17 protein-coding genes are annotated in these 23101 nt (G+C 72.0%); 13 read left to right on the top strand and 4 right to left on the bottom strand.

The annotated features are described in order from the left end of the window. Positions 1–75 precede the first annotated feature (75 nt). Positions 76–1056 carry an FAD-dependent oxidoreductase gene (locus tag AB0F40_RS23950; RefSeq protein ID WP_357473692.1) on the bottom strand — a complete coding sequence of 327 codons (981 nt, stop codon included), beginning with the start codon at positions 1054–1056 and terminating at the stop codon, positions 76–78. A 118-nt stretch (positions 1057–1174) separates the two neighbouring features. After that, positions 1175–2260: a uroporphyrinogen decarboxylase gene (gene hemE, locus AB0F40_RS23945; RefSeq protein WP_357473689.1), complete on the bottom strand. Its 1086-nt coding sequence runs from the start codon at positions 2258–2260 to the stop codon at positions 1175–1177. 49 nt (positions 2261–2309) lie between these two features. Between hemE and AB0F40_RS23940 the strand changes: the two genes are divergently transcribed. From AB0F40_RS23940 to AB0F40_RS23930, 3 genes are all read left to right on the top strand, one after another. After that, on the top strand, positions 2310–3773 hold the full coding sequence (locus AB0F40_RS23940; protein ID WP_357473686.1) for a glutamyl-tRNA reductase: 1464 nt from the start codon (positions 2310–2312) through the stop codon (positions 3771–3773). A gap of 146 nt (positions 3774–3919) precedes the next feature. Continuing rightward, positions 3920–5257, top strand: a complete 1338-nt coding sequence (locus AB0F40_RS23935) for a hypothetical protein (protein ID WP_357473683.1) — start codon at positions 3920–3922, stop codon at positions 5255–5257. Between the two features lie 245 nt (positions 5258–5502). Next, positions 5503–6327, top strand: a complete 825-nt coding sequence (locus AB0F40_RS23930; protein ID WP_357473680.1) for a hypothetical protein — start codon at positions 5503–5505, stop codon at positions 6325–6327. A gap of 21 nt (positions 6328–6348) precedes the next feature. Here the strand turns inward: AB0F40_RS23930 and AB0F40_RS23925 are convergent, their stop codons facing one another. Beyond that, positions 6349–7698 carry a CoA transferase gene (locus AB0F40_RS23925; protein WP_357473677.1) on the bottom strand — a complete coding sequence of 450 codons (1350 nt, stop codon included), beginning with the start codon at positions 7696–7698 and terminating at the stop codon, positions 6349–6351. Positions 7699–7819: 121 nt separating this feature from the next. Between AB0F40_RS23925 and AB0F40_RS23920 the strand changes: the two genes are divergently transcribed. From AB0F40_RS23920 to AB0F40_RS23890, 7 genes are all read left to right on the top strand, one after another. After that, positions 7820–8644 carry a DUF5926 family protein gene (locus AB0F40_RS23920; RefSeq protein ID WP_357473674.1) on the top strand — a complete coding sequence of 275 codons (825 nt, stop codon included), beginning with the start codon at positions 7820–7822 and terminating at the stop codon, positions 8642–8644. A 273-nt stretch (positions 8645–8917) separates the two neighbouring features. Further along, the gene (locus tag AB0F40_RS23915) at positions 8918–9637 is read left to right on the top strand and encodes a glycosyltransferase (RefSeq protein WP_357473697.1); all 720 of its coding nucleotides are present in this window, start codon (positions 8918–8920) and stop codon (positions 9635–9637) included. Positions 9638–9676: 39 nt separating this feature from the next. After that, positions 9677–10795 (top strand): diacylglycerol kinase family protein, encoded by a 1119-nt coding sequence (locus AB0F40_RS23910; protein WP_357473671.1) that lies wholly within the window; start codon positions 9677–9679, stop codon positions 10793–10795. Between the two features lie 26 nt (positions 10796–10821). After that, positions 10822–15195, top strand: a complete 4374-nt coding sequence (locus tag AB0F40_RS23905) for a hypothetical protein (protein ID WP_357473669.1) — start codon at positions 10822–10824, stop codon at positions 15193–15195. Positions 15196–15205: 10 nt separating this feature from the next. Beyond that, positions 15206–16477: a serine--tRNA ligase gene (gene serS / locus AB0F40_RS23900; RefSeq protein ID WP_357473666.1), complete on the top strand. Its 1272-nt coding sequence runs from the start codon at positions 15206–15208 to the stop codon at positions 16475–16477. A gap of 92 nt (positions 16478–16569) precedes the next feature. Next, a complete protein-coding gene (locus AB0F40_RS23895) occupies positions 16570–17373 on the top strand; it encodes an HAD-IIB family hydrolase (protein ID WP_357473663.1) in 804 nt (267 codons plus the stop codon). Positions 17374–17476: 103 nt separating this feature from the next. Then, a complete protein-coding gene (locus AB0F40_RS23890; RefSeq protein WP_357473661.1) occupies positions 17477–18328 on the top strand; it encodes an HAD family hydrolase in 852 nt (283 codons plus the stop codon). Positions 18329–18469: 141 nt separating this feature from the next. Here AB0F40_RS23890 and map read toward each other — a convergent pair whose 3' ends face one another. Continuing rightward, positions 18470–19249 (bottom strand): type I methionyl aminopeptidase, encoded by a 780-nt coding sequence (gene map, locus AB0F40_RS23885; RefSeq protein ID WP_357473658.1) that lies wholly within the window; start codon positions 19247–19249, stop codon positions 18470–18472. A gap of 287 nt (positions 19250–19536) precedes the next feature. Between map and AB0F40_RS23880 the strand changes: the two genes are divergently transcribed. From AB0F40_RS23880 to AB0F40_RS23870, 3 genes are all read left to right on the top strand, one after another. Next, entirely contained in the window at positions 19537–20937 is a 1401-nt protein-coding gene (locus AB0F40_RS23880) for an ABC transporter substrate-binding protein (protein WP_357473655.1), read from the top strand. A 180-nt stretch (positions 20938–21117) separates the two neighbouring features. Continuing rightward, positions 21118–22053, top strand: a complete 936-nt coding sequence (locus AB0F40_RS23875) for a sugar ABC transporter permease (protein ID WP_357473695.1) — start codon at positions 21118–21120, stop codon at positions 22051–22053. Continuing rightward, entirely contained in the window at positions 22050–22976 is a 927-nt protein-coding gene (locus AB0F40_RS23870) for a carbohydrate ABC transporter permease (RefSeq protein ID WP_357473652.1), read from the top strand. The genes AB0F40_RS23875 and AB0F40_RS23870 overlap by 4 nt, the downstream gene beginning before the upstream one ends. The last annotated feature ends 125 nt before the right edge of the window (positions 22977–23101 follow it).

The following is a 23101-nucleotide window of genomic DNA, read 5'->3' as shown; positions in this document are numbered from 1 at the left end:
CCGCGTCCCCTGCCGGTTGCGGGCGCGGGCCTGGGGGGCCGGCGGCGCGCCCGCTTCGACTGCGGTCGGTTCCCACTACTCCGGTCCATCGATGGACCGATCTCGAAGCAACCGACCGATCTCGGCACCGTTGACGGGTAGCTCGGCACGAGTCGCCAGCACCAGGCGGGGCGCTCGCAGCATCGGACCGCCCTCGACCCTCACCAGCCAGTCGGCGCGGCCGCCCTTGGCCTCTTCGGTCGCCCGTTCGCCGCCGGTCACCCGCTCGACGCCGACCGCCCGCGCGCCGCCGACCGCCCGCTCGACGCCGACCGCCCGCGCGCCGAACCGCACGTCCAGCCGCTCGGCCAAGGCGTCCACCAGCGAGTGGATCCCGCCGTCGATCCCGCGGACCGCGGAGCCAGGGGGAGCCGCCGCGCGCAGCGCTGCCACGGCCCTCGAGAGGGACCCGGTCCGCGAGTAGGCGTCCAGCAGCCCTGGTGCGACAGCGGCGACGTCGAGCCGGTCGAGCGGAGCGGAGTGCACCCCCGCCGCGACCGGGGTCACCAGCCGGTCCGCGACCCGGGACCCGAGCCGCGACCGCGCGAACGTCCCGAGATCGGTCGTGTCGACGAACCGGGCCGGCAGCGCGCGGTCCAGCGCGCCGCGCAGCACGCCCGGCCAGCCGATCGCGCGCCGCACGTCCGCTGCCCACGGACGCGAAGGGATACCCAGGACGCCGGCGGCAGGCAACGGGAAGGCTCGCCCGGCGGCGTAACCCCAGGCCGGGAGCCCCGCGGGTGCCTCGACCGGCAGCCCGAGCTCCTCCGACAGCCGTTCGACCGCGCCACCCCGCACCGCGAACGACTCGGCCCCCAGGTCCAGCGGAACGTCGGGCAGAGACGCGAACGACCCGCCCCGGACCGGCCCGCCGGCCCGCTCCGAAGCCTCGAGCACCACCACGCGCAGCCCGCGCGCCGCGAGCGTGTGCGCGGCGACCAGTCCGCCGATCCCGGCCCCGACGACGACGGCGTCGGCCGCCTCGCTCCGCTTGGTCACCGAGCTCTGCGTGGTCACCGAGCTGACCATGTACCTGCTGCCGGTCGGGACCCGATCCTGGCAGCAGGTACATGGTCGGCGGCGGCGGCGACGACGACGGCCGCCGCGGCCGTCGCCGTCCCGGTCAGCGACCGGGTCACAGCGAGTGCACCAGCTCGACCACGCGGGTCAGGACGGTCGGGTCCGTGTCGGGCGGAACGCCGTGGCCGAGGTTGACCACGTGCGCCTCGGCCTTGCGCCCCCGGGCGACCACGTCCCGCACGTGCGCCTCCAGGACCTCCCAGGGCGCGCCCAGCAGGGCCGGGTCGATGTTCCCCTGCAGGGGGACCCCTGGCAGCAGGGCAGCGGCCTCGTCGAGCGGCGTCCGGTAGTCGACGCCGACGGCGTGGTCGGTGATCCCGGCCGAGACCAGCACGGACCGCATGGCGGGCAGCAGGTGCTCGGTGCCGGTACCGAAGTGGATGCCGGGCACGCCGGTGTCCGCGACGTAGGCCAGCGCCCGGGTCGACGCCGGGGCGACGCGGGCGGTGTAGTCCGCGAGCGAGAGCGACCCGGCCCAGGAGTCGAACAGCTGCACGGCGCTCGCTCCCGCCTCGACCTGCGCCCGGAGGAACGCCCCGGTGAGGTCGGCGGTCCACGTCACCAGCGCGTCCCACGTCGCGGGGTCGGCGTGCATCAGCGTGCGGGCGGCCAGGTGGTCGCGCGACGGCCGGCCCTCGACCAGGTACGCGGCGAGCGTGAACGGCGCACCGCCGAAGCCCAGCAGCGGCGTCGTGCCCAGCTCGGCGACGGTCAGCGCCACGGCTTCCCGGATCGGGTCGAGGGCAGCCGGGTCGAGCGCGCGGGACACGAGCCCCGCGACGTCGTCGGCGGTGCGGTAGGGCTGGTCCATGACCGGGCCGACGCCCGGCTCGATGTCGACGCCGACCCCGGCGAGCTTGAGCGGCACCACGATGTCGGAGAAGAAGACCGCCGCGTCGACCCCGTGCCGGCGCACGGGCTGCAGTGTGATCTCCGACGCAAGCTCGGGCCGCAGGCAGGCCTCGAGCATGTCGGTCCCCTGGCGCACCTCGCGGTACTCGGGCAGGGAGCGGCCGGCCTGGCGCATGAACCAGACGGGCGTGCGACCAGGCCGGTCACCCCGGAGGGCCTGCACCAGGGGTGCGGCAGAGGTCCGCCCGTCGGCGAGCGGATGGGTAGGGGCGATCGTGGTGGACTTCACGCTTCCCGATTCTGCCTTGCCGGGCCGGGGTGCATAAAGTTGGAGCACTGTGGTTCTCCTCTCCCTCACCGCCAGCCACCGCGAGCTCGACCTCGACGCGCTGGAACGCCTGTCCACGGGCTCGTCGTCAGTGGGTCGCGTCGTCGTCGGTACGTGCGGCCCGGTCGCGGGTGCCGTCGTGATCTCCACGTGCAACCGCTTCGAGCTCTATCTCGACGTGGACGCCCCGCTCAGCGGCGACAGCGTCCGGCACGCGACGCGGCACGTGGCCGAGCTGGTGGCCCACGCGTCCGGCGTCACCGGCGAGGTCGCGGCCCGGAGCTTCACCGTCCGCACCGGGCCGGAGGTCACCGAGCACCTGTTCGCGGTGGCGTCGGGCCTCGACGCCATGGTCGTGGGCGAGCGGGAGATCGCCGGCCAGGTGAAGCGCTCGCTCGTCGTCGCCCGTGAGCAGGAGACCACGTCCAAGACGCTCGAGCTGCTCTTCCAGACGGCGTCGCGCACCTCCAAGCGGGTCGGCACGGACACGGAGCTCGGTGCCGCGGGCCGGTCGGTCGTCGCGCTCGCCCTGGACCTCGCCGAGCGCGAGGTGCCGCCGTGGGACGGCACGCGGGCCGTGCTCATCGGCACGGGCTCCTACGCGGGTGCGTCCGTCGCCGCCCTCCGGGCCCGCGGCTGCGACGACATCCGCGTCTACTCGCAGTCCGGCCGTGCCGGGGTGTTCGCCGAGTCGCACGGCGTGCAGCCGGTGGACTCGCTCGTCGAAGCGCTGGCCGACGCCGACCTGGTGGTCAGCTGCAGCGGCGCGCGCGGTCGTGCGCCGGCCGGGCCCACGGCGGCCGACGTTCCGCAGGCTCAGGATTCGCCCGTCGAGACCCACCTCCGCGGCCTGACGAGCGAGGACGGCCCCGAGGCGAGCCTCGGTCACGTCCTGGACGCCGCGGCGCTGGTCCGGGCGCGGGAGCGCGCGGCGGACCGGGCGGGCGACGAGCCGGAGCCCCGGCCGCTCGTGATCCTCGACCTCGCGCTGCACCGCGACGTCGACCCCGGCGTGGCCGACGTGGAGGGTGTGCTGCTCTTCGACCTCGCCACCCTGAAGGCGCACGCACCCGCCGTGGCCCACGACGTCGTCGCGCAGGCACAGGGGATCGTGGACCGCGCCTCCCGGCGTTTCGAGGAGACCCGGCTGGGCCGGGAGGCCGACGCCGCAGTGGTCGCCCTCCTCGACGAGGCGGAGGTCCGGGTGGTCGCGGAGGTCGCCGACGCCGTCGACCGGCTCACCGCGGAGCTGGCCGCACGGGGCGAGCACGCCCCGGGGGAGGCTGACGCCGACGTCATCGCGCGCGAGGTGCGCAAGCGGGTGCACGCCGAGCTGCACGACAAGATCGTCGCGGTCCGGGCGAAGGCCACGGCCGAGGCGAAGGCCGCCGAGGCCGCACTCGTCCACGGCGCAGAGGCCTTGACGATGCAGGCGTCCGCCCAGCGAGACGCAGGCCGGCCCGGCCGCCGATAACGCTGCTGGCGAGAACTGGCGGAACAAAGCCGGACGGACTGGCTTTCCGAGGCCAATTCGGTCTTTGTTACACGATCGTAACAAGGGTGATTTTATTCACCCGGTGGTGAGGGCTAGGTTCGGGGGCTCAAGGACCGAACGCGCATATGCGCAACGAGATGCTGGAGCACCTTTTGAAGCACGCAGCACACAAGAAGAAGACCGCATCGGCGGGCGCGCGGACCATCGCGACCGTCGCCATCGCAACCGCGGCCACGAGCATGGCCGCCCCGGCCATGGCGGCAGACGCCTCGCCGCTGGACTCCCTCGGTGACGTCGGCGCGACGGCCGAGGGCCTCAAGTCAGGCCTCCCCGCCCTCTCCTCGACGTCGATCGACCTCGGCGAGCTGACCGACACCGTCCCCGCGGCCGACGCGGTGGCCAAGAAGCTGCCCGCCTCGATCGCCCCCACCACGGCCCTCGCGCCGAACTACGAGCCGGCCCAGTACGTGTCGGGTGCCGTCCAGGGCGCGACGCCCCAGGCCGTCTCGAGCGTGGTGCGTGGCGTGACCAACGGTTCGGCCGTCTCCGGCGTGACCGGTACCGCCCACTCGGCGCTCGCCAACGTGCTCGGCGGCAACGTCGTCGGCACCGCGACCGGCGTCGCCTCCGGTGTGACCGGCGGCGTGGTCGAGAACGCGTCCGGCACCGTCACCGGCGTCGCGTCCGGTGCGGTCGAGAACGTGCCCGCCACCGTGGCCGACGTGATCCGCAACGTGCCGAACGTCGTGGGCGGCGTGACCGGCCCGGCCGCCGGCCTGGCCGCCACCCTGCCGGGCGTGCTCGGCGGCGTGGGCAGCCTCGTCAACAGCGTCGTGTCGCAGGTGCCCGGCGTTGTCGCGGGCGTGCCGGGTGTCGTGGCCAAGGTCACCACGCCCGCCGCGGGCGCCGTCGAGACCGTCGTGGGCGACGTCGCCGTCGACGGCGTCGTCAAGCCGGCCGTCACGGAGATCGTTCCGGGCGCCGTCGGCTCCGTGCGGGGCAACGTCGTGCCGGGCGCCAGCTCGGCCGTCGGCCACGTGGCGGGTTCCACCGTGCCGGGTGCCGTCGGCACCGTGACCGGCGACGTCGTGCCGAGCGTCGTGAACGGCGTGGCCCAGCCTGTCGTCGGGGACGTCGTCCTCGGCGGTGTCGTCCAGGGTGTCGTCAAGGACAACGTGGTCGACAACGTGGTGAAGCCGGTCGTCAAGGACACCGTCGTGGACAGCGTCGCGAAGCCGCTGGTCAAGGACGTCGTAGTGGACGGCGTCGCGAAGCCCGTCGTGAAGGACGTCGTCGTGGACGGCGTCGCCAAGCCTGTCGTGGACACCGTCGACAGCACCGTCAAGGGTGTCGCCGGCGGCGCGGTGAAGGACACCGTCGGCGGCGTCACGGGCGCAGTGGACGGCGTGACCGGCGGTGCCGTCAGCGGCGTCACCGGTGGGCTGCTGAGCGGCCTTTCCTGACCCGAACTCCGAGAGGACCCCAGCCTCTTCCTTGACGTAGCAAGGTGGAGCGCCATTGGCGCTCCACCTTGTTTACGTTTTACGGCGCTATGAGAAGGTTCCATTCTCTTGCCTGTTGTTATGCAATCGTTACCATCCGATCGGTTTTCTCCGGTCTACCCCTTTTACTGCTATTCGTGATCCGGTAGCGTCGTCGCGTCCCCCGGGTTCCGGGCCGTTGTAGCCGACCAGCTGGAGCAGCTCCCATGAAGCACGCCGCCGTCAAGCCTTCGTCCGTCGCCACGTCCACGGCCTCGCGCGTCGTGGCGACGATCGCGCTCGCCACCGCGGCGACAGCGGTCGCCGGCCCCGCGATGGCCCACGGTGGCGGCGGCGATGACGGTCACCAGGGCTACGGCGGCTACCAGGGCTACGACGGTCACGACCGGGACCGCGGGTACGACGGCGCCCACGACTCCTCTGTCGCCCCGCGCTCGTACGAGCCGGCCAGCTACAGCGAGCCGAACTACGACATGCCGCGGTACGGGTCCCAGCAGGCCGACTGCGACCGTGACGAGAGCCAGGCTCGCTCCGGCTGGGACGAGGACGACCGTGAGCAGGTACGCGAGGCCGTGCGGGAGTACGTGAACGAAGCCGGCGCGCCCGCCCCGAAGCAGGAGCCCGTCGAGACCGCCGAGCAGCCGGTCGCCGCGGCCCCGGAGAAGGCCGCCCCGGCCGAGGAGGCAGCGCCGGCGGTCGCGGAGACTGCCGCACCCGAGGAGGCCGGGACACCTGTCGTGGCCGCTACGTCCGAGCCGCAGGTGGCCGTGCAGGCACCGGGGCAGCAGTGGCAGGGCAGGCCGACGGCGGCCGACACCGCCGGGGCCGAGTTCACTGCCTACGTCCCGGTCGACGGGGCAGCGGTGGTCGAGCAGGACGCCTCCCCGCTCACCGAGGCCACCCTCGACGCCCCGGTCCGGCTCGCCACGACCGGTGCGGAGGCTGCCGCCCTCACGGCCGCGGCCGGCGCGCTGGTGATCGGCGGTGCGGGTTCGCTCCTGGTCGCCCGCCGCAGCCGCGTGCGCGCCTGACCCTCTCCGTCCGGCCGGGCTCTACCTCGACGGCGTGGTGCGCCAGGCCGGAGAGTCCTGGCCCCACCGGTGTGCCGGGTGTGCGTAGTCGTCGTACCCCGGGAGGGCCGGTCGCGCGGTGGTGACCCGCCCGTGGGTCACGGTCTCGGTCGCGAGTCCCTCCGCGGGCTCGGCGCGTCGTGCGTCGGCAGGCTCAGCACGGCGTGGCACCGCGGCGGCCGGATGCAGCGGGTCGCGTCCCGGCAGGTCCAGCAGCCAGGCGGCGGTACGCGCGAGCGACACCGACACGTCGCGGCCCGGCCCGTCGTCCCGGAGGGTGAGCGCATCCACGATCCCGGCGGCGAGCAGATACCCGGAGGCGTGATCGAGGGCCTGGGCGGGGAGCGCACCGGGCGCCCCGTCCCGGCCCTCCAGCAGCGCGATGCCGCTGGCCGCCTGCACTATCGAGTCGAACCCCCGTCGGCCGGCCCACGGCCCGGTGTCGCCCCATGCGGACACCCTTCCGGTCACCACGCCGCTGGGCACCCGGAGGCCGAGAGACTCGATCGCGCCGGGCCGGTAGCCGGTGACCAGCACGTCGGCCGTGTTCAGCAGGTCCTGCGCGGTACGGCGGCCGTGCGGGTCCCGTAGGTCAAGGACGGTGCTGCGCTTGCCCTGTCCCGTGTCGAGGTGCTGCCACTCGATCTCCGCGGGATCCGGCGGGTCGACGCGGAGCACGTCGGCCCCGAGCAGCGCGAGCGTGCGCGTGGCCACGGGGCCGGCGATCACTCGCGTGAGGTCGAGCACGCGGACGCCGGCCAGGGGCGAGGCCCCGCCCGGCGACGTGCCCGTCGGAGGGCGCCGTCCTGAGCCTGTCGAAGGATCGGACCGTCGCCCCGTGCGCACCAGGGGGCCCGACGACGACGCGCGCCCCGGCTCCGAGGCGCGCCACTCCTGCTCCGTCCGTACGCGCACCACGATCGCACCGGCGTGCCGCCCTGAGCCCACCGGGCCGGCCGCGCGGTCCTCGAGCTCCTGCCCCGACAGCTCCGTGAGGCGCTGGGCGAAGGCGGGCCTGCCGACGTCGTCGGGCAGGTCGACGAGGGCCGTCAGGCGCGACCGGTGGTGCGGGTAGTTCGCGTGGGTGCGGACCCAGCCGTCGGCGGTGGCGAAGAAGCCCGAGAGCGGGGCGAACCCGGCCATGGCCCGTCCGTCGAGCGCGAAGACCCGGTCAGAGGCGAGCGCCGCGGCGAGCCGGGCGAGGTCGGGCGGCGCAGGCTCGTCGGCCTCCTCCGCCCCTCGTCCGGCCCGCGCCGCTGCGCGCTGGACCGCTCGCACCGCGTCGAGCGCGAGGTCGAGCACGGGCAGGTGGGCGGCGAGCCAGGGTTCCACCGCTCCATCATCGGTCCGGCCCGGCCCACCGTCGACGTGTGACGGAGACGGCGACGGACCACTTCCCAAAACATCACCGGCCGGACAGATCTGAGCCCATGCACGCGGATACACTCGCCGCATGGCCAAGAATCCCTCCTCCGACTTCGTGCTGCGGCCCTTCGAAGGTCTCCCTGGAGAGACCGACTGGGTCGCGATGCGCGAGATCGTCCCGTCAGCGACCGCGACGGCCCGTACGACCGCCGAGTACGGCTCCCGCGACGTCACCGTCGTGACGCTGCTGCCGGGCGCCTGGACGGCGCTGCACCGTGCCGACGGCACGATCCTGCTCGCCGTGCAGGGCATCCTCGGATCGGGTGACGTGAGCCGTGACCTCGCCGCCGCGCTGCTCGAGGCGCTGGAGGTCGAGCCGGGCACCGCCGTCGAGCCGGGCGAGCTGCCGGGCGCGGGTCCGCGCCTGCAGGACGTGCTCGACCTGAGCGTCCCGTTCGAGGCCACGGTGCACGAGACATTCGACTTCTGGCTCGACCCGAGCTCCGACGTCACGCCGGAGCTCAAGGAGAGCCTCGAGGACGCCGCCGACGGCGCGATCCCGACCGTCAAGGTGTCCTCCGTCGAGTCGGCGTACTGGTGCAGCATGACGCGCGAGTTCCTCCGCTGGGCACGTCCCGAGCCGGAGGACGACCTCATCGACGCCCTCTCTCGCCTGCACGCAAAGCGCGAGTCAGGGCTCGCGGGTGGGAAGTTCGTGGGAGCGTTTCGTGCGTCCGGGCTGGTCGTGCCGGTCTGGGAGCTGCCGACGGGTACGGAGGCGGCAGATCTGGAGGGCCCGGCGACGGAGCTCGGCGAGAAGCTCACGAAAGCACTTGCCATCAAGGAGCCGCTTGATGCGAACGAGCGACGCGCAAGAGCAGGTATCGTCTCTCGGCAGGTCACCCTGCGCTAGTCCGGACACCCCGGCCGGGCGCGCGCGAGCGGCCCGGAACGCGTCGGCAGTCACCGAGGATCGCCACGTGTGGTCCAGGTTTCGGCAACTAGCGGACCAAGGGAGTAGGATTCCAGGGGTAAACCTTTGCACTCACCAAGCAAAGGACTATCCGGCCACCCACCAAGGCAAATCGACGCTTCAGGCAGGACAGGTGTGAACGCTCTCCCGGTCGCGAAGACCACGCGTCCCGGCAATGCTCAGGCAGGTAAGAACGTCCAACGGGTTGCGGCGATCATCCCGGCGAAGGACGAGGCCGAGCGCATTGCCGCCACCGTGCGCTCTGCGCGTGCGATCCCCCATGTCGACCTCGTGCTCGTGGTCGACGACGGCTCCGAGGACGACACGCAGCATGTCGCGCGTGCCGCCGGTGCCGTCGTAGTGCGCCATTCGCACAACCGCGGCAAGGCCGCGGCGATGGAGACGGGCGCGGCAGTGGTGGCGATGCGCGACGCCGACGGCCGCCCCCCGCGCCTCCTCATGTTCATCGACGGCGACCTCGGCGACACCGCCGTGAACACCGCTCCGCTCGTGCGCCCCGTCCGAGAGGGCGTGGCCGATCTCGCGATCGCCCTGCTGCCCAAGCAGGCCGGCGCGGGCGGGCGCGGCATCGTGGTGGGCGCGGCCCGCCGGGCGATCGAGGCGATGACGGGCTGGAGCCCGTCCCAGCCGTTGTCCGGCATGCGCTGCCTCACTCGCGAGGCCTTCGAGGCGGCCACCCCGCTCGCGCGTGGCTGGGGCGTCGAGACCGGCATGACCATCGACCTGCTGCGCAAGGGGTACGTCGCCGTCGAGGTGCCGTGCGACCTCAAGCACCGTGCCTCGTCGAACGACATCAAGGGCCAGATCCACCGTGCGGCCCAGTATCGGGACGTGCTCCTGGCCGTGAACGCGCGCAAGATGCGCGGCGCGGTCGACGCGGTGCGGCACGCGGGCTCGAACGTCCGTAGCTGATGAGCGGGTACCCGCACGCCTGCCCCGTACCCTGATCCCATGGGGTGGCAGGTCTGGCTCGGGATTGCCGCGATCGCGGTCGCTCTGCTGGCACTGGCGGTCGCCACCGCGGCCTGGACGCAGCAGGCGCGGATGCGGCGCCGGGACCACCGTCGGGCGGCGCCGCAGAGCGCGGAGGCCGCGCCGCAGCTCGCGGTGGTCGTGAACCCGTCCAAGCAGGGTGCCGCGGGTCTGCTGGTCCAGGTCCGCGCCCACTGCAGCGCCCACGGTCTCCCGGAACCGCTCTGGTACGAGACCACCGTGGACGACCCGGGCAAGGGCCCGGCTCTGCGGGCGCTGGCCGACGGCGCCGACGTCGTCATCGCGGCGGGCGGCGACGGAACGGTGCGGGCGGTCGCCGAGGCCATGGTCGGCGTGGACACGCCGATGGGCGTGCTGCCCGTCGGCACGGGAAACCTCCTGGCCCGGAACCTCGAGCTGCCGCTGACCAGCGTGGACGGCGCCCTCGACGTGATCCTGCACGGGCGCACGCGCGCCATCGACGTCGGCTGGCTGCGGGTGGCCGAGTTCGCCGACACACCGCGCAACGGGGACCACCCCAACCAGCCCGACCACGAGCCCGACACCGAGCGGGAGCACATCTTCCTGGTGATCGCGGGCCTCGGCTTCGACGCGGCAATGGTCGCCACCACCGACGCCGACCTGAAGAAGCGGGTGGGCTGGATCGCCTACTTCGTGGCAGGGCTGTCGCACCTGCAGGCCCGGCGGATGCGGGCCCATCTCCAGCTCGACGACAGCCCGCCGGTGGAGGCCCGCGCCCGCTCGATCATGGTCGGCAACGTCGGGATACTCCCGGGTGGCGTGACCCTCCTGCCCGACGCCGTGCTCGACGACGGCGTGCTCGACGTGGCAGCCGTCGACGTCCGCGGCGGGGTGCTCGGCTGGGCCCAGCTGACGTTCGAGATCGCCATGCAAGGTGTGGGTGTGCGCAACGACCTGCCGGAGAAGCTCGGCCGGATCGACCACACCAAGGCCAAGCGGGCGCGTATCCGGGTACCGGCTGGTGAGGAGGTCCAGGTGGACGGTGACCCCCTCGGGCGGGCCGTCGAGATCGACGTCCATGTCCAGCCCGGCGCCCTGCTGGTCCGCGCACCGTGACTGCCCGGGCCATCTACCCTAGGCGGGTGAATCCCCGTTCCACACGAGCCATGGCCGTGCCCGCAGTCCTGGTCATGGTGGTGGCGGCGCTGCTCGGCCTGCTGGGTCCGGCGGTCGCCTCGGCGGCGCCGCGGGCCCAGCTCGCCGCGGGGTCCGAGCCGGCCCCCGGGGGCCGGCCCGCAGCCGGGTCGGACTCGGCCGCGGAACCGGCCGCCCCCGTGGTGGTGGTCGGCGTGGCCGGTCTGCGCTGGACGGACGTGTCCCGCAGCACCACCCCGAACCTGTGGCACATGATCGGTGGCGGCTCGGTCGCCTCGATCAACGTCCGCACCGCTGCACCGGCGACCTGCCCGCTGGACGCGTGGCTGACTCTCTCCGCCGGTACCCGGACGGTCTCGGCGGGGAGCGCGGAGCGCGCGGACGCGCCCGCCCCGAAGGAGCGGGACGGCCAGCCGCCCGAGGCGCGCGGGGCGACGTCGTGCACCCCGGTGCCCCGGGCAGTCGGGACGGCGGGCGACGCGCCGACCGCCGCGACGGTCGAGGGCTGGGCCCAGCTTCCCGAGCAGGAGGAGGACCCGGAGGAGGGCGAGGAGCCTGTCGGTCCCGCCGAGGCTCCGGCTCCCGGCCTCCTCGGCGAGATGCTCGCCGAGGCCGACGCCTGCTCGACGGCGGTCGGACCCGGCGCCGCCGTGATGCTCGCCCGCGAGGACGGCACGGTCGAGCGCTACGTCCCTTCGCTCGAGGCGCTGCAGGCGACAGGAACCTCCGCGTCGACGGACGCGGCCGGGTCCGATCCTGCCTGGAGCGACGTCCTCGCCGAGTGCCCCGTGACCGTCGTCGACGCCGGCAGCCTGCCCGAGGGCCCGGAGCGGGCCGCCGCGCTCGACGAGCTCGACAGCACCCTGAGCACCCTGCGGGCCGGCCTGCCGGACGGTACCCGGGTGCTCGTGGCGGGCATCGCGGACACCCCGCTCACGCAGCAGGGGCTGCAGGTGGTCGTCGACTGGGTGGTCGACCGGCCGCGCGTGCGCTGGCTGACGTCGGACGCGTCGCGCAGCACCGGGTTCGTCCAGCTCACCGACCTGACCGCCACCGCGGCCGAGGCCGGCGGTGCCCTCCCCGATCCCGAGGCGGAGGAGCCCGGTCCGGGCCCGGCCGTCGAGGAGCCCGCGATCGACGGCATGCCGATCGAGGTGGGCGAGCCGCGCCGGACCACCGTCGCCCGCACCGTCGAGAACCGGCAGTACATCAACGTGCTGGCCGGCACGATCCCCGCGCAGGTGCCCGCGTTCGCCGGTGCGATAGTCCTGTTCCTGCTGATCGCCGTGCTGGTGCTCGTCCTGCCGCGACGTACGGGGCGGCCGCGCCGGGAGCCCGGCCCCTACCGCCAGCGGCTCGCGCTGAGCGCGACGCTCCTCGCAGTCTCGGCTCCGGCGGCGGCGATCCTGGCGACGCTGACGAGATGGTGGGTCTGGCCGGCGCCCGAGTTCGGCCTGGCCCTGTCGCTGACCGCTGCGACGGTCCTCGTGGCACTCACGGTGCGGGGCCTGTCCGGAGTGCTTCCCCCGGCCCCGTGGCGCAGCACCGTCGCCGCGGCGGGGGTCACCTGGCTGGTGTTCACCATCGACGGTGTCACCGGTTTCACGCTGCTGCAGGGGTCGCTGCTCGGCTCGTCGCTCGCCACCGCCGACCGCTTCTACGGGTTCTCGGACGTGGCGTTCCTGCTCTACGCGCTGGCCGGGCTGGTGCTCGCGACCGGCCTCGCGGCCTACGTGGTGCGCGGTCGCACGCCGGCCGGCGCTGGTGAGGGCGCAGCGCTGGGTGACGGCGCGCGCCGCCCCGCCCCGCGCCGGCCGGCCCGTCCGGAGTGGCTCGCTGGCGGCGTCGTCGCCGCCGTCGCGCTCGTGACGACCGGGGTCGATGCCGCACCGTTCCTCGGGGACCGCCTGCGCGGGCTCTACCTGCTCGTGCCGTTCGCCGTCGTCGCGCTGCTCGCGATCCGGTCCGACCTGGTCATCCGGTTCCTCGACGCCCGCGGCTGGCGGCGGGCCGGACCCCACGAGGTCTCCGCGCGCCGCCCGGGAACCTCGCGGCGGACCCGCGGTGCGGGCCGGATCACCGCGCCGGTGCGTGGTGTGCCGTCCGCCGTGCTGGCCCTGTCGGGGGCGCTGCTGCTCAGCCTCCTGTTCGCGGCGGCGGTCCTGCCGGCGCCGGGTGCCGACGCGGCGGGCGAGGAGGCCGGTTCGCTCAGCACCGCGGACCCTGTCGTGCCGCCGGGCGGCAGCGTCGTGGTGATCGGCACCCAGGGTCTGCGCTGGACCGACGTCCAGCCGTCGCTGGACACCGGTACGGCACCCGCACCGACGCTGTACGGCCTCCTGACCGACGGCGCCGACGCCGCGGGTCTCACCCTGCCGACCGGGCGTGCGGCGCGCTGCCCGGAGAGCGGCTGGCTCAGCCTGTCGGCGGGTCGGCTGGCCGAGGTGGCCGACGAACGCGACGCCGACAACCACTGGATCTGCAACGACGTCTCCGTGACACCGGCAAAGGGTGACCAGCCCGCCGTCGTCGACCAGTGGGAGCGGTTCATCGAGCTGCAGCGCGGTTCCGGCTACGCGGCGCACCCCGGCACGCTCGGTGCGGCCCTCGCCGACGAGTGCACGACGGCCGTCGGCCCAGGGGCCGCGGTGGCGCTCGCCGACCGGGACGGCAACGTGAGCAGGTACTACGACTTCGACTCGGCGGTTGCTGAGGGCTCGGACGCGTGGGACTGCCCCGTCACGTTCGTGGACGCCGGCTCCGTGCTGCTGGACGTCGAACGGCGTGCGGCGCTGGAGAACCAGCCCGACGGCGAGGAGCAGATCGAGGAGCTCCGCGCCGACCTCGTCTCCGCCGTCGACCTCGCGGTGTGGCGCGTGCTCGACGCCGCCCCCGCGGACACGACGGTGCTGGTGATCGACGTCGCGACCGTGCCGGAGCACCCGCTCGAGCTGGGCCTGGCGATGACGCGCCCGTCCGCGGCCAACGAGGGGCTGCCGCGCTACCTGGCCAGCACGGCGACCCGTACGGAGGGCGTGGCACGCCTGATGGACGTCCCGGCGGCCGTGCTCGACGCCGCCGACGTGGCGCTGCCCGCCGACATCGACGCGACGCCGCTGCTGCGCGGCGGGTTGCGTCCCGCATCGGCCTGGCTCACCGCCGACGAGCTCGCGGACATGACCGCCCGCGACCACGTGCGCCGCGACGCATACATCTGGCTCGTGGACGTGCCGTTCTGGGTGGGCCTCGCGCTCGCGGCGGTCTGCTGGTGGGTGCCGCGCCGGCACGCCGTCCTGGACCTGTCGAAGGGACGGGCACTACGTCGTAGCGCCGTGCCGAACGGGTGGCGCCGACTCGCCGTGGTCGCTGCGACCGCGCTGGCGGCGCTTCCCGCCGGAGGGTTCCTCGCCTCCCTGACGGGCTGGTGGCGGTTCGACCTGCCGGTGCTCGCGATCGTGGGTGCCACGGCGCTCGTGACGGCGGCCGTCGCGGGGCTGAGCCTGCTCGCTCCACGCCGACCGCTGTGGGCGGCACCCGCGGTGATCGCCGGCATCACGTTCGTCGCGCTCACGCTCGACGCGCTGTTCGGCACGCCCCTCAACCGGGCAGCGCCCCTCGGCTCGGCACCGACGTTCGGGGCGCGGTTCTACGGCTTCGGCAACCCCACGTTCTCGGTGTACGCGGTGGCGGCGATCGTCCTCGCCGCGGCGCTGGCGCAGCTGCTCGTGAGCCGCGGACGCCGGATTCTGGCGACCCTCGCCGTGACGGTCGTCGGCGTCATCGCGATGGCGGTCGACGTGTGGCCGACCCTCGGTGCCGACCTCGGCGGCGGGCTGGTCCTCGTCCCGGCGTTCGTGGTGGTCGGCACGGCCGCCTCCGGGCTACGGCTCACGTTCTGGCGGTTCCTCGGGGTGGGCGCGGCCGGCGTCGGGCTGGTGGCGCTCGTCGGCATCGTCGACTGGTTGCGGCCACCCGACTCCCGCTCGCACCTCGGCCGGTTCGTGGGCCAGGTGATCGACGGCGAGGCGGTCTCCACGGTGCTGCGCAAGGCCCTGTACGCACTGAACTCGATCACCGGCGGTCCGGCGGTGTGGGTCACCGTGCTGGTGCTCGTGGTGGTCGGGCTGGCCCTGTTCGGCCCCGCGGCCTGGCGGCTGCGGCTGAGTCCTGCGTGGTTCGACCGCGCGCAGGAGCGCTGGGAGTTCCTGCGACCGGCCCTCGTGGCGATGTGGGTGATGGCCGTCCTGGGCTCCCTGGTCAACGACTTCGGCCTCCGGATCGCGATGATCGCGCTCATCCCGGCCGTGCCGCTCCTCACGATGGTCGCGCTGCGGGCCACGCCGACAGGGCAGCGCCGATAGGCTCACTCCCGTGATCGATCTCCGACTTCTGCGCGACAACCCAGACGTCGTCCGCGCGAGCCAGGTGGCCCGCGGCGACGACCCCGACATGGTGGACGCGGCCCTCGACGCCGACGCGCGCCGCCGCTCCTCCTTGGCGGAGTTCGAGAGTCTGCGCGCGGAGCAGAAGGCCCTTGGCAAGAAGGTGGCGCAGGCACAGGGCGACGAGAAGCAGGCCCTGCTGGCGCACACCAAGCAGCTCGCCCAGGACGTCAAGAGCCACCAGGCCGCCGCGACGGAGGCCGAGCAGGAGCTCGAGCGGGTCCTGTACTCGATCTCGAACGTGATCGAGGGTGCGCCGGCTGGCGGCGAGGAAGACTTCATCGAGCTCAAGCAGGTGGGCGAGCGCCGCGACTTCGCGGCCGAGGGCTTCGAGCCGAAGGACCACCTGGAGCTGGCCGAGGGGCTGCGTGCGATCGACACCAAGCGCGGGGCGAAGGTCTCCGGCGCGCGGTTCTACTTCCTCACCGGCATCGGCGCGCGCCTGGAGCTCGCGCTGCTGAACATGGCGATGGACCAGGCGGTGCAGGAGGGCTTCACGCCCATGATCACGCCGACCCTCGTCAAGCCGGAGACCATGCAGGGCACGGGCTTCCTCGGGGCGCACGCGGACGAGATCTACCGTCTGGAGAAGGACGACCTGTACCTCGTCGGCACCTCGGAGGTGGCCCTCGCCGGCTACCACAGCGACGAGATCGTGGACCTGTCCGACGGGCCCATGCGCTACGCCGGCTGGAGCGCCTGCTACCGCCGCGAGGCCGGCTCGGCGGGCCGCGACACACGCGGGATCATCCGGGTGCACCAGTTCCACAAGGTCGAGATGTTCAGCTACTGCGCCCCGGAGGACGCGGAGGCAGAGCACCAGCGCCTGCTGGGCTGGGAAGAGGCCATGATGGCCAAGGTCGAGCTGCCCTACCGCGTCATCGACACGGCAGCGGGCGACCTCGGTTCCTCGGCGGCCCGGAAGTTCGACTGCGAGGCGTGGCTGCCCACGCAGGAGCGCTGGCTGGAGCTCACGTCGACGTCGAACTGCACCACGTTCCAGGCGCGCCGCCTCGGCATCCGCGAGCGTACCGGGGACGGCTCCACCCGGAACGTCGCGACCCTGAACGGCACGCTCGGCACCACGCGCTGGATCGTAGCCATCCTGGAGAACCACCAGCAGCCGGACGGCTCCGTGCACGTCCCGGAGGCCCTGCGTCCGTACCTGGGCGGCCTGAAGACCCTGGAGCCCATCAGCTGATCCGCCTCTCGACCGAAGGGATCATCTGACATTCCGGCGATCTCGGGCCACTGGTCGTCCGGTGTTCACGTGCGGGTCGGTAGGCTGCCGGTGTGCCCAGCAACATCGATCGAAAGCTCGTAGCCCTCGACATCGACGGCACGCTCGTCACCTATGACGAAGTGCTCTCCGATGCCGCCCGAGATGCCGTAGCCGCCGTCCGGGCGGCAGGGCACCACGTCGTGCTGGCTTCGGGCAGGTCGCTCATCGCCATGACGCCCATCGCGGCGGAGCTGAAGATCGAGGAGTCCTGGATCGTCGCGTCGAACGGCGCGGTCACCGCGCGCCTCGATACGACGGCGGACATGGGCTACACCCTGGAGCGGGTCGAGACGTTCGACCCGCAACCGGTGCTCCGCATGCTCAAGGAGGAGCTCCCGCACGCCCGCTACGCGGTCGAGGACGTCGGCGTAGGCTTCCGGATGACCGAGCTCTTCCCCGACGGTGAGCTGAACGGGGAGCACCGCGTGGTCGACTTCGAGGAACTCTGGGCAGGCCACGTCACACGCGTGGTGGTGCGCAGCCCCGGCGAGACGAGCGCGGAGTTCCATGAGATCGCCGCGCGCCTCGGGTTCGACGACGTGACCTACGCCGTCGGCTGGTCCGCCTGGATGGATATCGCCCCGCAGGGCGTGACCAAGGCGTCCGCGCTGGAAGAAGTACGCAAGGAGCTCGGCATAGCGGCCGAGGACACCGTCGCCGTGGGCGACGGCAGCAACGACATAGACATGCTGCGCTGGGCCGGTCGGGGCGTGGCCATGGGCCACGCGTCGGACACCGTGCGGTCCGCGGCCGACGAAGTGACCGGCTCGATCGAAGACGACGGTGTTGTGGAAGTGCTCAGATCCCTGCTTTGAGGGTAAAAATGACCAGCGGCTGATGCCGCGGGTGAAAGTTATCCGTGTAAAGGTATGGATCACCCGGCGAATGCCTGTACATTTGGGCCCGATCCGTCGATGGGTGACGGCGCTCACGGTGCCATGGGGGTACGTGATGATCCTGGACGACCAACCGGTGTCCATGCGAGTGCGCAACGACGCGCCTCATCTGGTTGCCCTCGATATCGACGGGACCCTGTTGGTCACCGGGCAGCGGGTGCCCGAGCCGACGGTTCTGGCGGTGCAGCTCGTGCGCAGCCGGAAGCATCATGTGGTCCTGGCGTCGGGTCGGTCGTTGACGGGCATCCTGCCGGTCGCCAAGGAGCTGGGCATCACCGACGGCTGGGTCGTCGCCTCCAACGGCGCTGTGACGGCACGGCTGTGCGACACCTGCACCAACGGCTACATGCTCGAGGATGTCCTGACGTTCGACGTCGGGCCGGTGGCCCAGATGGCGCTGAGCCGCTTCCCGGACGTGCAGATCGGCGTCGAGGAGATCGGTGTCGGCTATCGCGTGAACCGGACCTTCGAGCCCCACGAGGTCAACGGGGCACAGCGGGTGGTGGCCGTCGACGGGCTGGGGGCGCTACCCGCATCGCGTGCGATCCTGCGGGGTCCGGGCGTGCTGGACCTGCTGGAGCCGCTCCGCCGGCACGGCGTCACCGCGACGCAGGCCGCGGCGGACTGGATCGACGTGACACCGCAGCTCCTGAGCAAGGCGACGTCGCTGGAGAACGTCCGCTCCGCGCTCGGCGTCCCGCAGCACAACACGCTCGCCGTCGGCGACGGTCTGAACGACATCGAGATGCTGAGCTGGGCCGCGCGCGCCGTCGCGATGGGGCACGCGCCCGACGAGGTGAAGGCGATCGCCAACGAGACCGTCGGGGACATCACGCAGCACGGCGTGATCCAGGCGCTGAAGACCCTGATCTGAGTCACCGAGGTAAAACCGGACCGAGGGTAAAACCGGCCCGAAGTAGAACTCTGGCGAACACCGGATCCCGCTGAGGTTCTATCTCGCCGGAGTTCTACTTCGCCAGAGTTCTACTTCGCCCTGGTTCTACTTCGGCGAGGGTCAGTCGCGCGCCGTCAGGATCAGCGGACCGTCCTCGGTGATCGCGATCGTGTGCTCGGAGTGCGCCCCGCGGGAACCGTCCTTGGACCGCAGCGTCCACCCGTCGGAGTCGGTGTAGATCTCGTCAGTGGTCTCGAGGAACCACGGCTCCACGGCGATGACGAGGCCCGGCTTGAGCGGGAAGCCGCGCCCGGCGCGCCCGTCGTTCGGCACGTGCGGGTCGCCGTGCATGGTGCGCCCCACGCCGTGCCCGCCGAAGTCGGTGTTGATCAAGTAGCCGGCGGCGTGCGCGACCTCGGCGATCGCAGCGGAGATGTCGCCGATCTTCTTGCCCGGCTGCGCTGCGGCGATGCCGGCGGAGAGGGCGACCTCGGTCGTGCGGATCAGCTTCGCGTCCGCCTCGGCGCGGGCGGGGGCGGGTGTGCCCACCACGAACGACAGCGCGGAGTCGGAGACCCAGCCGTTCACCGACGCGGCGAAGTCGATGGAGAGCAGGTCGCCGTCCCGGAGCTTGTAGTCGAACGGCAGGCCGTGCAGGACGCCGTCGTTCACCGAGGTGCAGATGGTCTTGCCGAAGGGCATGGCGCCGAACGACGGGTGGTAGTCGATGTAGCACGACTCCGCGCCGCGGTCGCGGATCATCTTGTGCGCGACCTCGTCGAGCTCGAGCAGGTTCACCCCCACCCCAGCGGCGGCACGGACGGCGAGCAGCACGTCCGCGACGAAGCGTCCCGCCGGGCGCATCTCCTCGATCTCGCGCGGCGTCCTCAGCTCGATCATGTCCGTCCTTCCGTAGGCGCGCCAGGGATCTGGCGGCACAAGCCTACGTCCCGTCACCGACGGGCGGTTCGGTGCGTGGTTCCACGTTGCACGACGGCGACCCCGGGTTTCACCCGGCTTGGATCGCACGGTCGATTGCAACGATTTCGTAATGCAAGGTGATGCTGTATGGGCTTGCATTGCACCGTGAACCACGGTTGCGTTGAGGAAGGGCAACCTGGCAGTCTGCCGGGCCGTACCCGCACGTCAGAGGGTTCTGAGCCCACGAAGCAGTGGAGGAGCACGAGATGACTATCCGGATGGCTTCCAGGCGCCGCACGGTCGCCCTAGCGGCGGCCGGCGCGAGCCTGGCCCTGATCCTGTCGGCCTGTGCCGACACCGATGATGGTGCGGGCAGCGGTGACGACGGAGGCGGCGACGCCGCCGCACCCGCGCTCGACTGCAGCGTCTATGAAGAGTTCGGCGACCTCGACGGCAAGACGGTCACCGTCTACACCACGATCGTCGAGCCGGAGGCGGAGACCCAGCAGGCGTCGTACGAGCCGTTCGAGAAGTGCACGGGCGTCACCGTCGAGTACGAGGCGTCCCGCGAGATGGAGGCGCAGCTCCCCGTCCGTGTCCAGGCTGGCAACCCGCCGGACATCGCGATCCTGCCGCAGCCCGGGCTGCTGAACACCCTGGTGACGCAGTACGACGCTGTGCTCCCCGCACCGGAGCAGGTCGAGGCCAACGTCGACGAGTTCTGGTCCGAGGAATGGAAGGAGTACGGCACCGTCGACGGCACGTTCTACGCCGCGCCGCTGGGCTCGAACGTGAAGTCCTACGTCTGGTACTCGCCGTCCATGTTCGAGGAGGCCGGCTACGAGATCCCGGAGACCTGGGACGACATGATGGCGCTCACCGAGGAGATCGCCTCGACCAACGAAGGCGCGACCCGGCCATGGTGCGCGGGCGTGGAGTCCGGTGACGCCACCGGCTGGCCGGGCACCGACTGGATCGAGGACGTGGTGCTCCGCACGGCGGGCCCCGAGGTCTACGACCAGTGGTACAAGCACGAGATCCCGTTCAACGACCCGCAGATCGTCGAGGCGTGGGAGACCGCAGGCGAGATCCTCAAGAACCCGGACCACGTCAACGGCGGCCTCGGTGGGGTCGACTCGATCGCGACGACTCCATGGACGGACGCCGGATACCCGATCCTCGACGGCAACTGCTGGATGCACCGCGCCGCGAACTTCTACGCGACGCAGTGGCCGGAGGGCACCGAGGTAGCGCCCGACGGCGACGTCTACGCCTTCTACCTGCCGTCGATGAGCACTGACGAGCGGCCGACCCTGGTGGCCGGCGAGTTCATCGGCGCGTTCACCGACCGCCCCGAGGTGCAGGCCTTCCAGACCTACCTGTCGAGCCCGGACTGGGCCAACGCCAAGGCGGCGGAGACACCGGCCGGCGGCTGGGTGAGCGCGAACAACGCGCTGGACCCGGAGCTTCTCGCGACGGACTTCGACCGCCTGTCCGCGGAGATCCTGGCCGACCCGGCGACGGTCGCCCGGTTCGACGCGTCCGACCTGATGCCGTCCGAGGTGGGCACGGCGTCCTTCTGGGCCGGTATCACCGAGTGGTTCGCCTCCGACGCCAGCAGCCAGGAGGTCACGGACAAGATCGAAGAGTCCTGGCCCAAGAACTGACACACGGTTCTCGGTCTTGAGTGACGCGCGGAGGCGCGGGACCTCGTGTCCCGCGCCTCCGTCGCCCTCGGGCCGAGACCAGGCCCGGACGACGACGACCGGTGCCGACGACCAGGATCTGGAGGATCCGTGGACTGGTTTCTGAGTGCCGGGGACGACCCGGTACACAAGCTGTTGCTGATGGTCATCGCGATCGCGCTGTTCGTCGTGGTGATGGCCCTGATCCTCTTCGTGGTGGACCGGCGGCGGAACCCGTCGAAGTGGTTCATCGCAGGCGGATTTGTCGGCCCGGCGCTGCTGCTCCTGGTGGCCGGCCTGCTCTACCCTGCCGCACGCACCATCGTGAACTCGTTCCAGAACCGCAACGGTTCCGAGTTCATCGGTTTCGACAACTACATCAGGGCGTTCAGCGAGCCGGCGTTCCTGCTCGTCCTTGGCAACACCGCCCTGTGGGTGCTGGTGGCCCCGCTCCTGGCCACGTTCATCGGCCTGGTCTACGCGGTGGTCGTGGACCACAGCCGGTTCGAGAAGTTCGCGAAGGCGCTCGTGTTCCTGCCCATGGCCATCTCGATGGTCGGCGCGAGCATCATCTGGCGGTTCGTCTACGAGTTCAAGCCCGCGAGCGTGGAGCAGACAGGGTTGCTCAACCAGCTGGTCGTCTGGCTGGGCGGCGAGCCCGTGCAGTTCCTGCTGGAGCGGCCGGCCAACACGTTCCTGCTCATGGTGGTGCTCATCTGGATCCAGACCGGCCTTTCGATGACGCTGCTCTCGGCCTCGATCCGTGCCATCCCGACCGACATCGTCGAGGCGGCCCGCCTGGACGGCCTGTCCGGCTTCGGCATGTTCTGGCGCATCACGATCCCGAGCATCCGCCCGGCGCTCGTCGTCGTGCTGACCACCATCGCGATGACGACCCTGAAGGTCTTCGACATCGTCCGCACGATGACCGCGGGCCGGTACGGCACCTCGGTCGTGGCGAACGAGTTCTACGAGCAGAGCTTCCGGCAGAACAACGCTGGCCTGGGCGCCGCACTCGCTGTGCTCCTGTTCGTCATCGTCATTCCGGTGATCATCTACAACGTGCGCCAGATGCGCCTGGCCGAGGAGGTCCGATGAGTACCACCACGCCGGCCGTGGCGCCCAAGGCGGTCCGTCCGCCGTCAGACCTTCAGGAGCGGGCTCGCAAGGCGAAGAAGAAGCTCACCTCGCCGTGGGCCAGCATGATCGCCGTGGTGATCGCGCTGGCCTGGACGGTGCCGACGTTCGGCCTGCTGGTCACGTCGTTCCGGCCAGAGCTCGACATCCGGCAGAGCGGCTGGTGGACCGTCTTCGGCGACGCTCTCGCAGGCGAGGGCGTGTTCTCGCTGCGCAACTACGAGGCCGCGCTGTTCAGCCGCTCGACCAGCCTGATCGACTTCTTCGTGAACTCGTTCGTGATCACGCTGCCAGCGGTGTTCATCCCGATCACCATCGCGCTGCTCGCGGCCTACGGGTTCGCGTGGATCGACTTCAAGGGGCGGGACATCCTGTTCGTCGCGGTGTTCGCACTGCAGATCGTGCCCATCCAGATCACGCTCATCCCGCTCCTGCGCGCGTACGTGGACACGGGGATCAACGGCACGTTCTGGCCCATCTGGCTGTCGCACTCGATGTTCGCCCTGCCGCTGGCGATCTTCCTGCTGCACAACTTCATGCGGGACATCCCGAGGTCCCTCGTCGAGGCCGCTCGGGTGGACGGCGCGGGCCACGTGAAGATCTTCTTCCAGGTCATCCTGCCGCTGCTGGTTCCCGCGATCGCGGCGTTCGCGATCTTCCAGTTCCTGTGGGTGTGGAACGACCTGCTCGTCGCCCTGGTGATGGGTGGCACCGACACGTTCCCGCTCACGGTGCGCGTGGCCGAGCTGGCGGGCTCGCGTGGCGGTGACTGGCACGTGCTGTCGGCGGGCGCCTTCATCTCGATCCTGGTGCCGCTGGTCGTGTTCCTCGCACTGCAGCGCTACTTCGTCCGCGGCCTGCTGGCAGGTTCCGTCAAGGGCTGACCCGTCGAGCCGAACCGGTGGTCGAGCTCGTCGCCGCCACTCGGGTGGCGACGTACCGCACGACGGCGAGGTCGTGGGAGATGAAGAGGATGGACAGGCCGAGGTCGCGCTGGAGCTCGCGGACC

Source organism: Promicromonospora sp. NPDC023987 (assembly GCF_040639055.1).
In the GTDB taxonomy this organism is placed as follows: domain Bacteria; phylum Actinomycetota; class Actinomycetes; order Actinomycetales; family Cellulomonadaceae; genus Promicromonospora.
The sequence above is the reverse complement of the archived record's forward strand: the minus strand, read 5'-3'. Positions and strand labels throughout refer to the sequence as shown.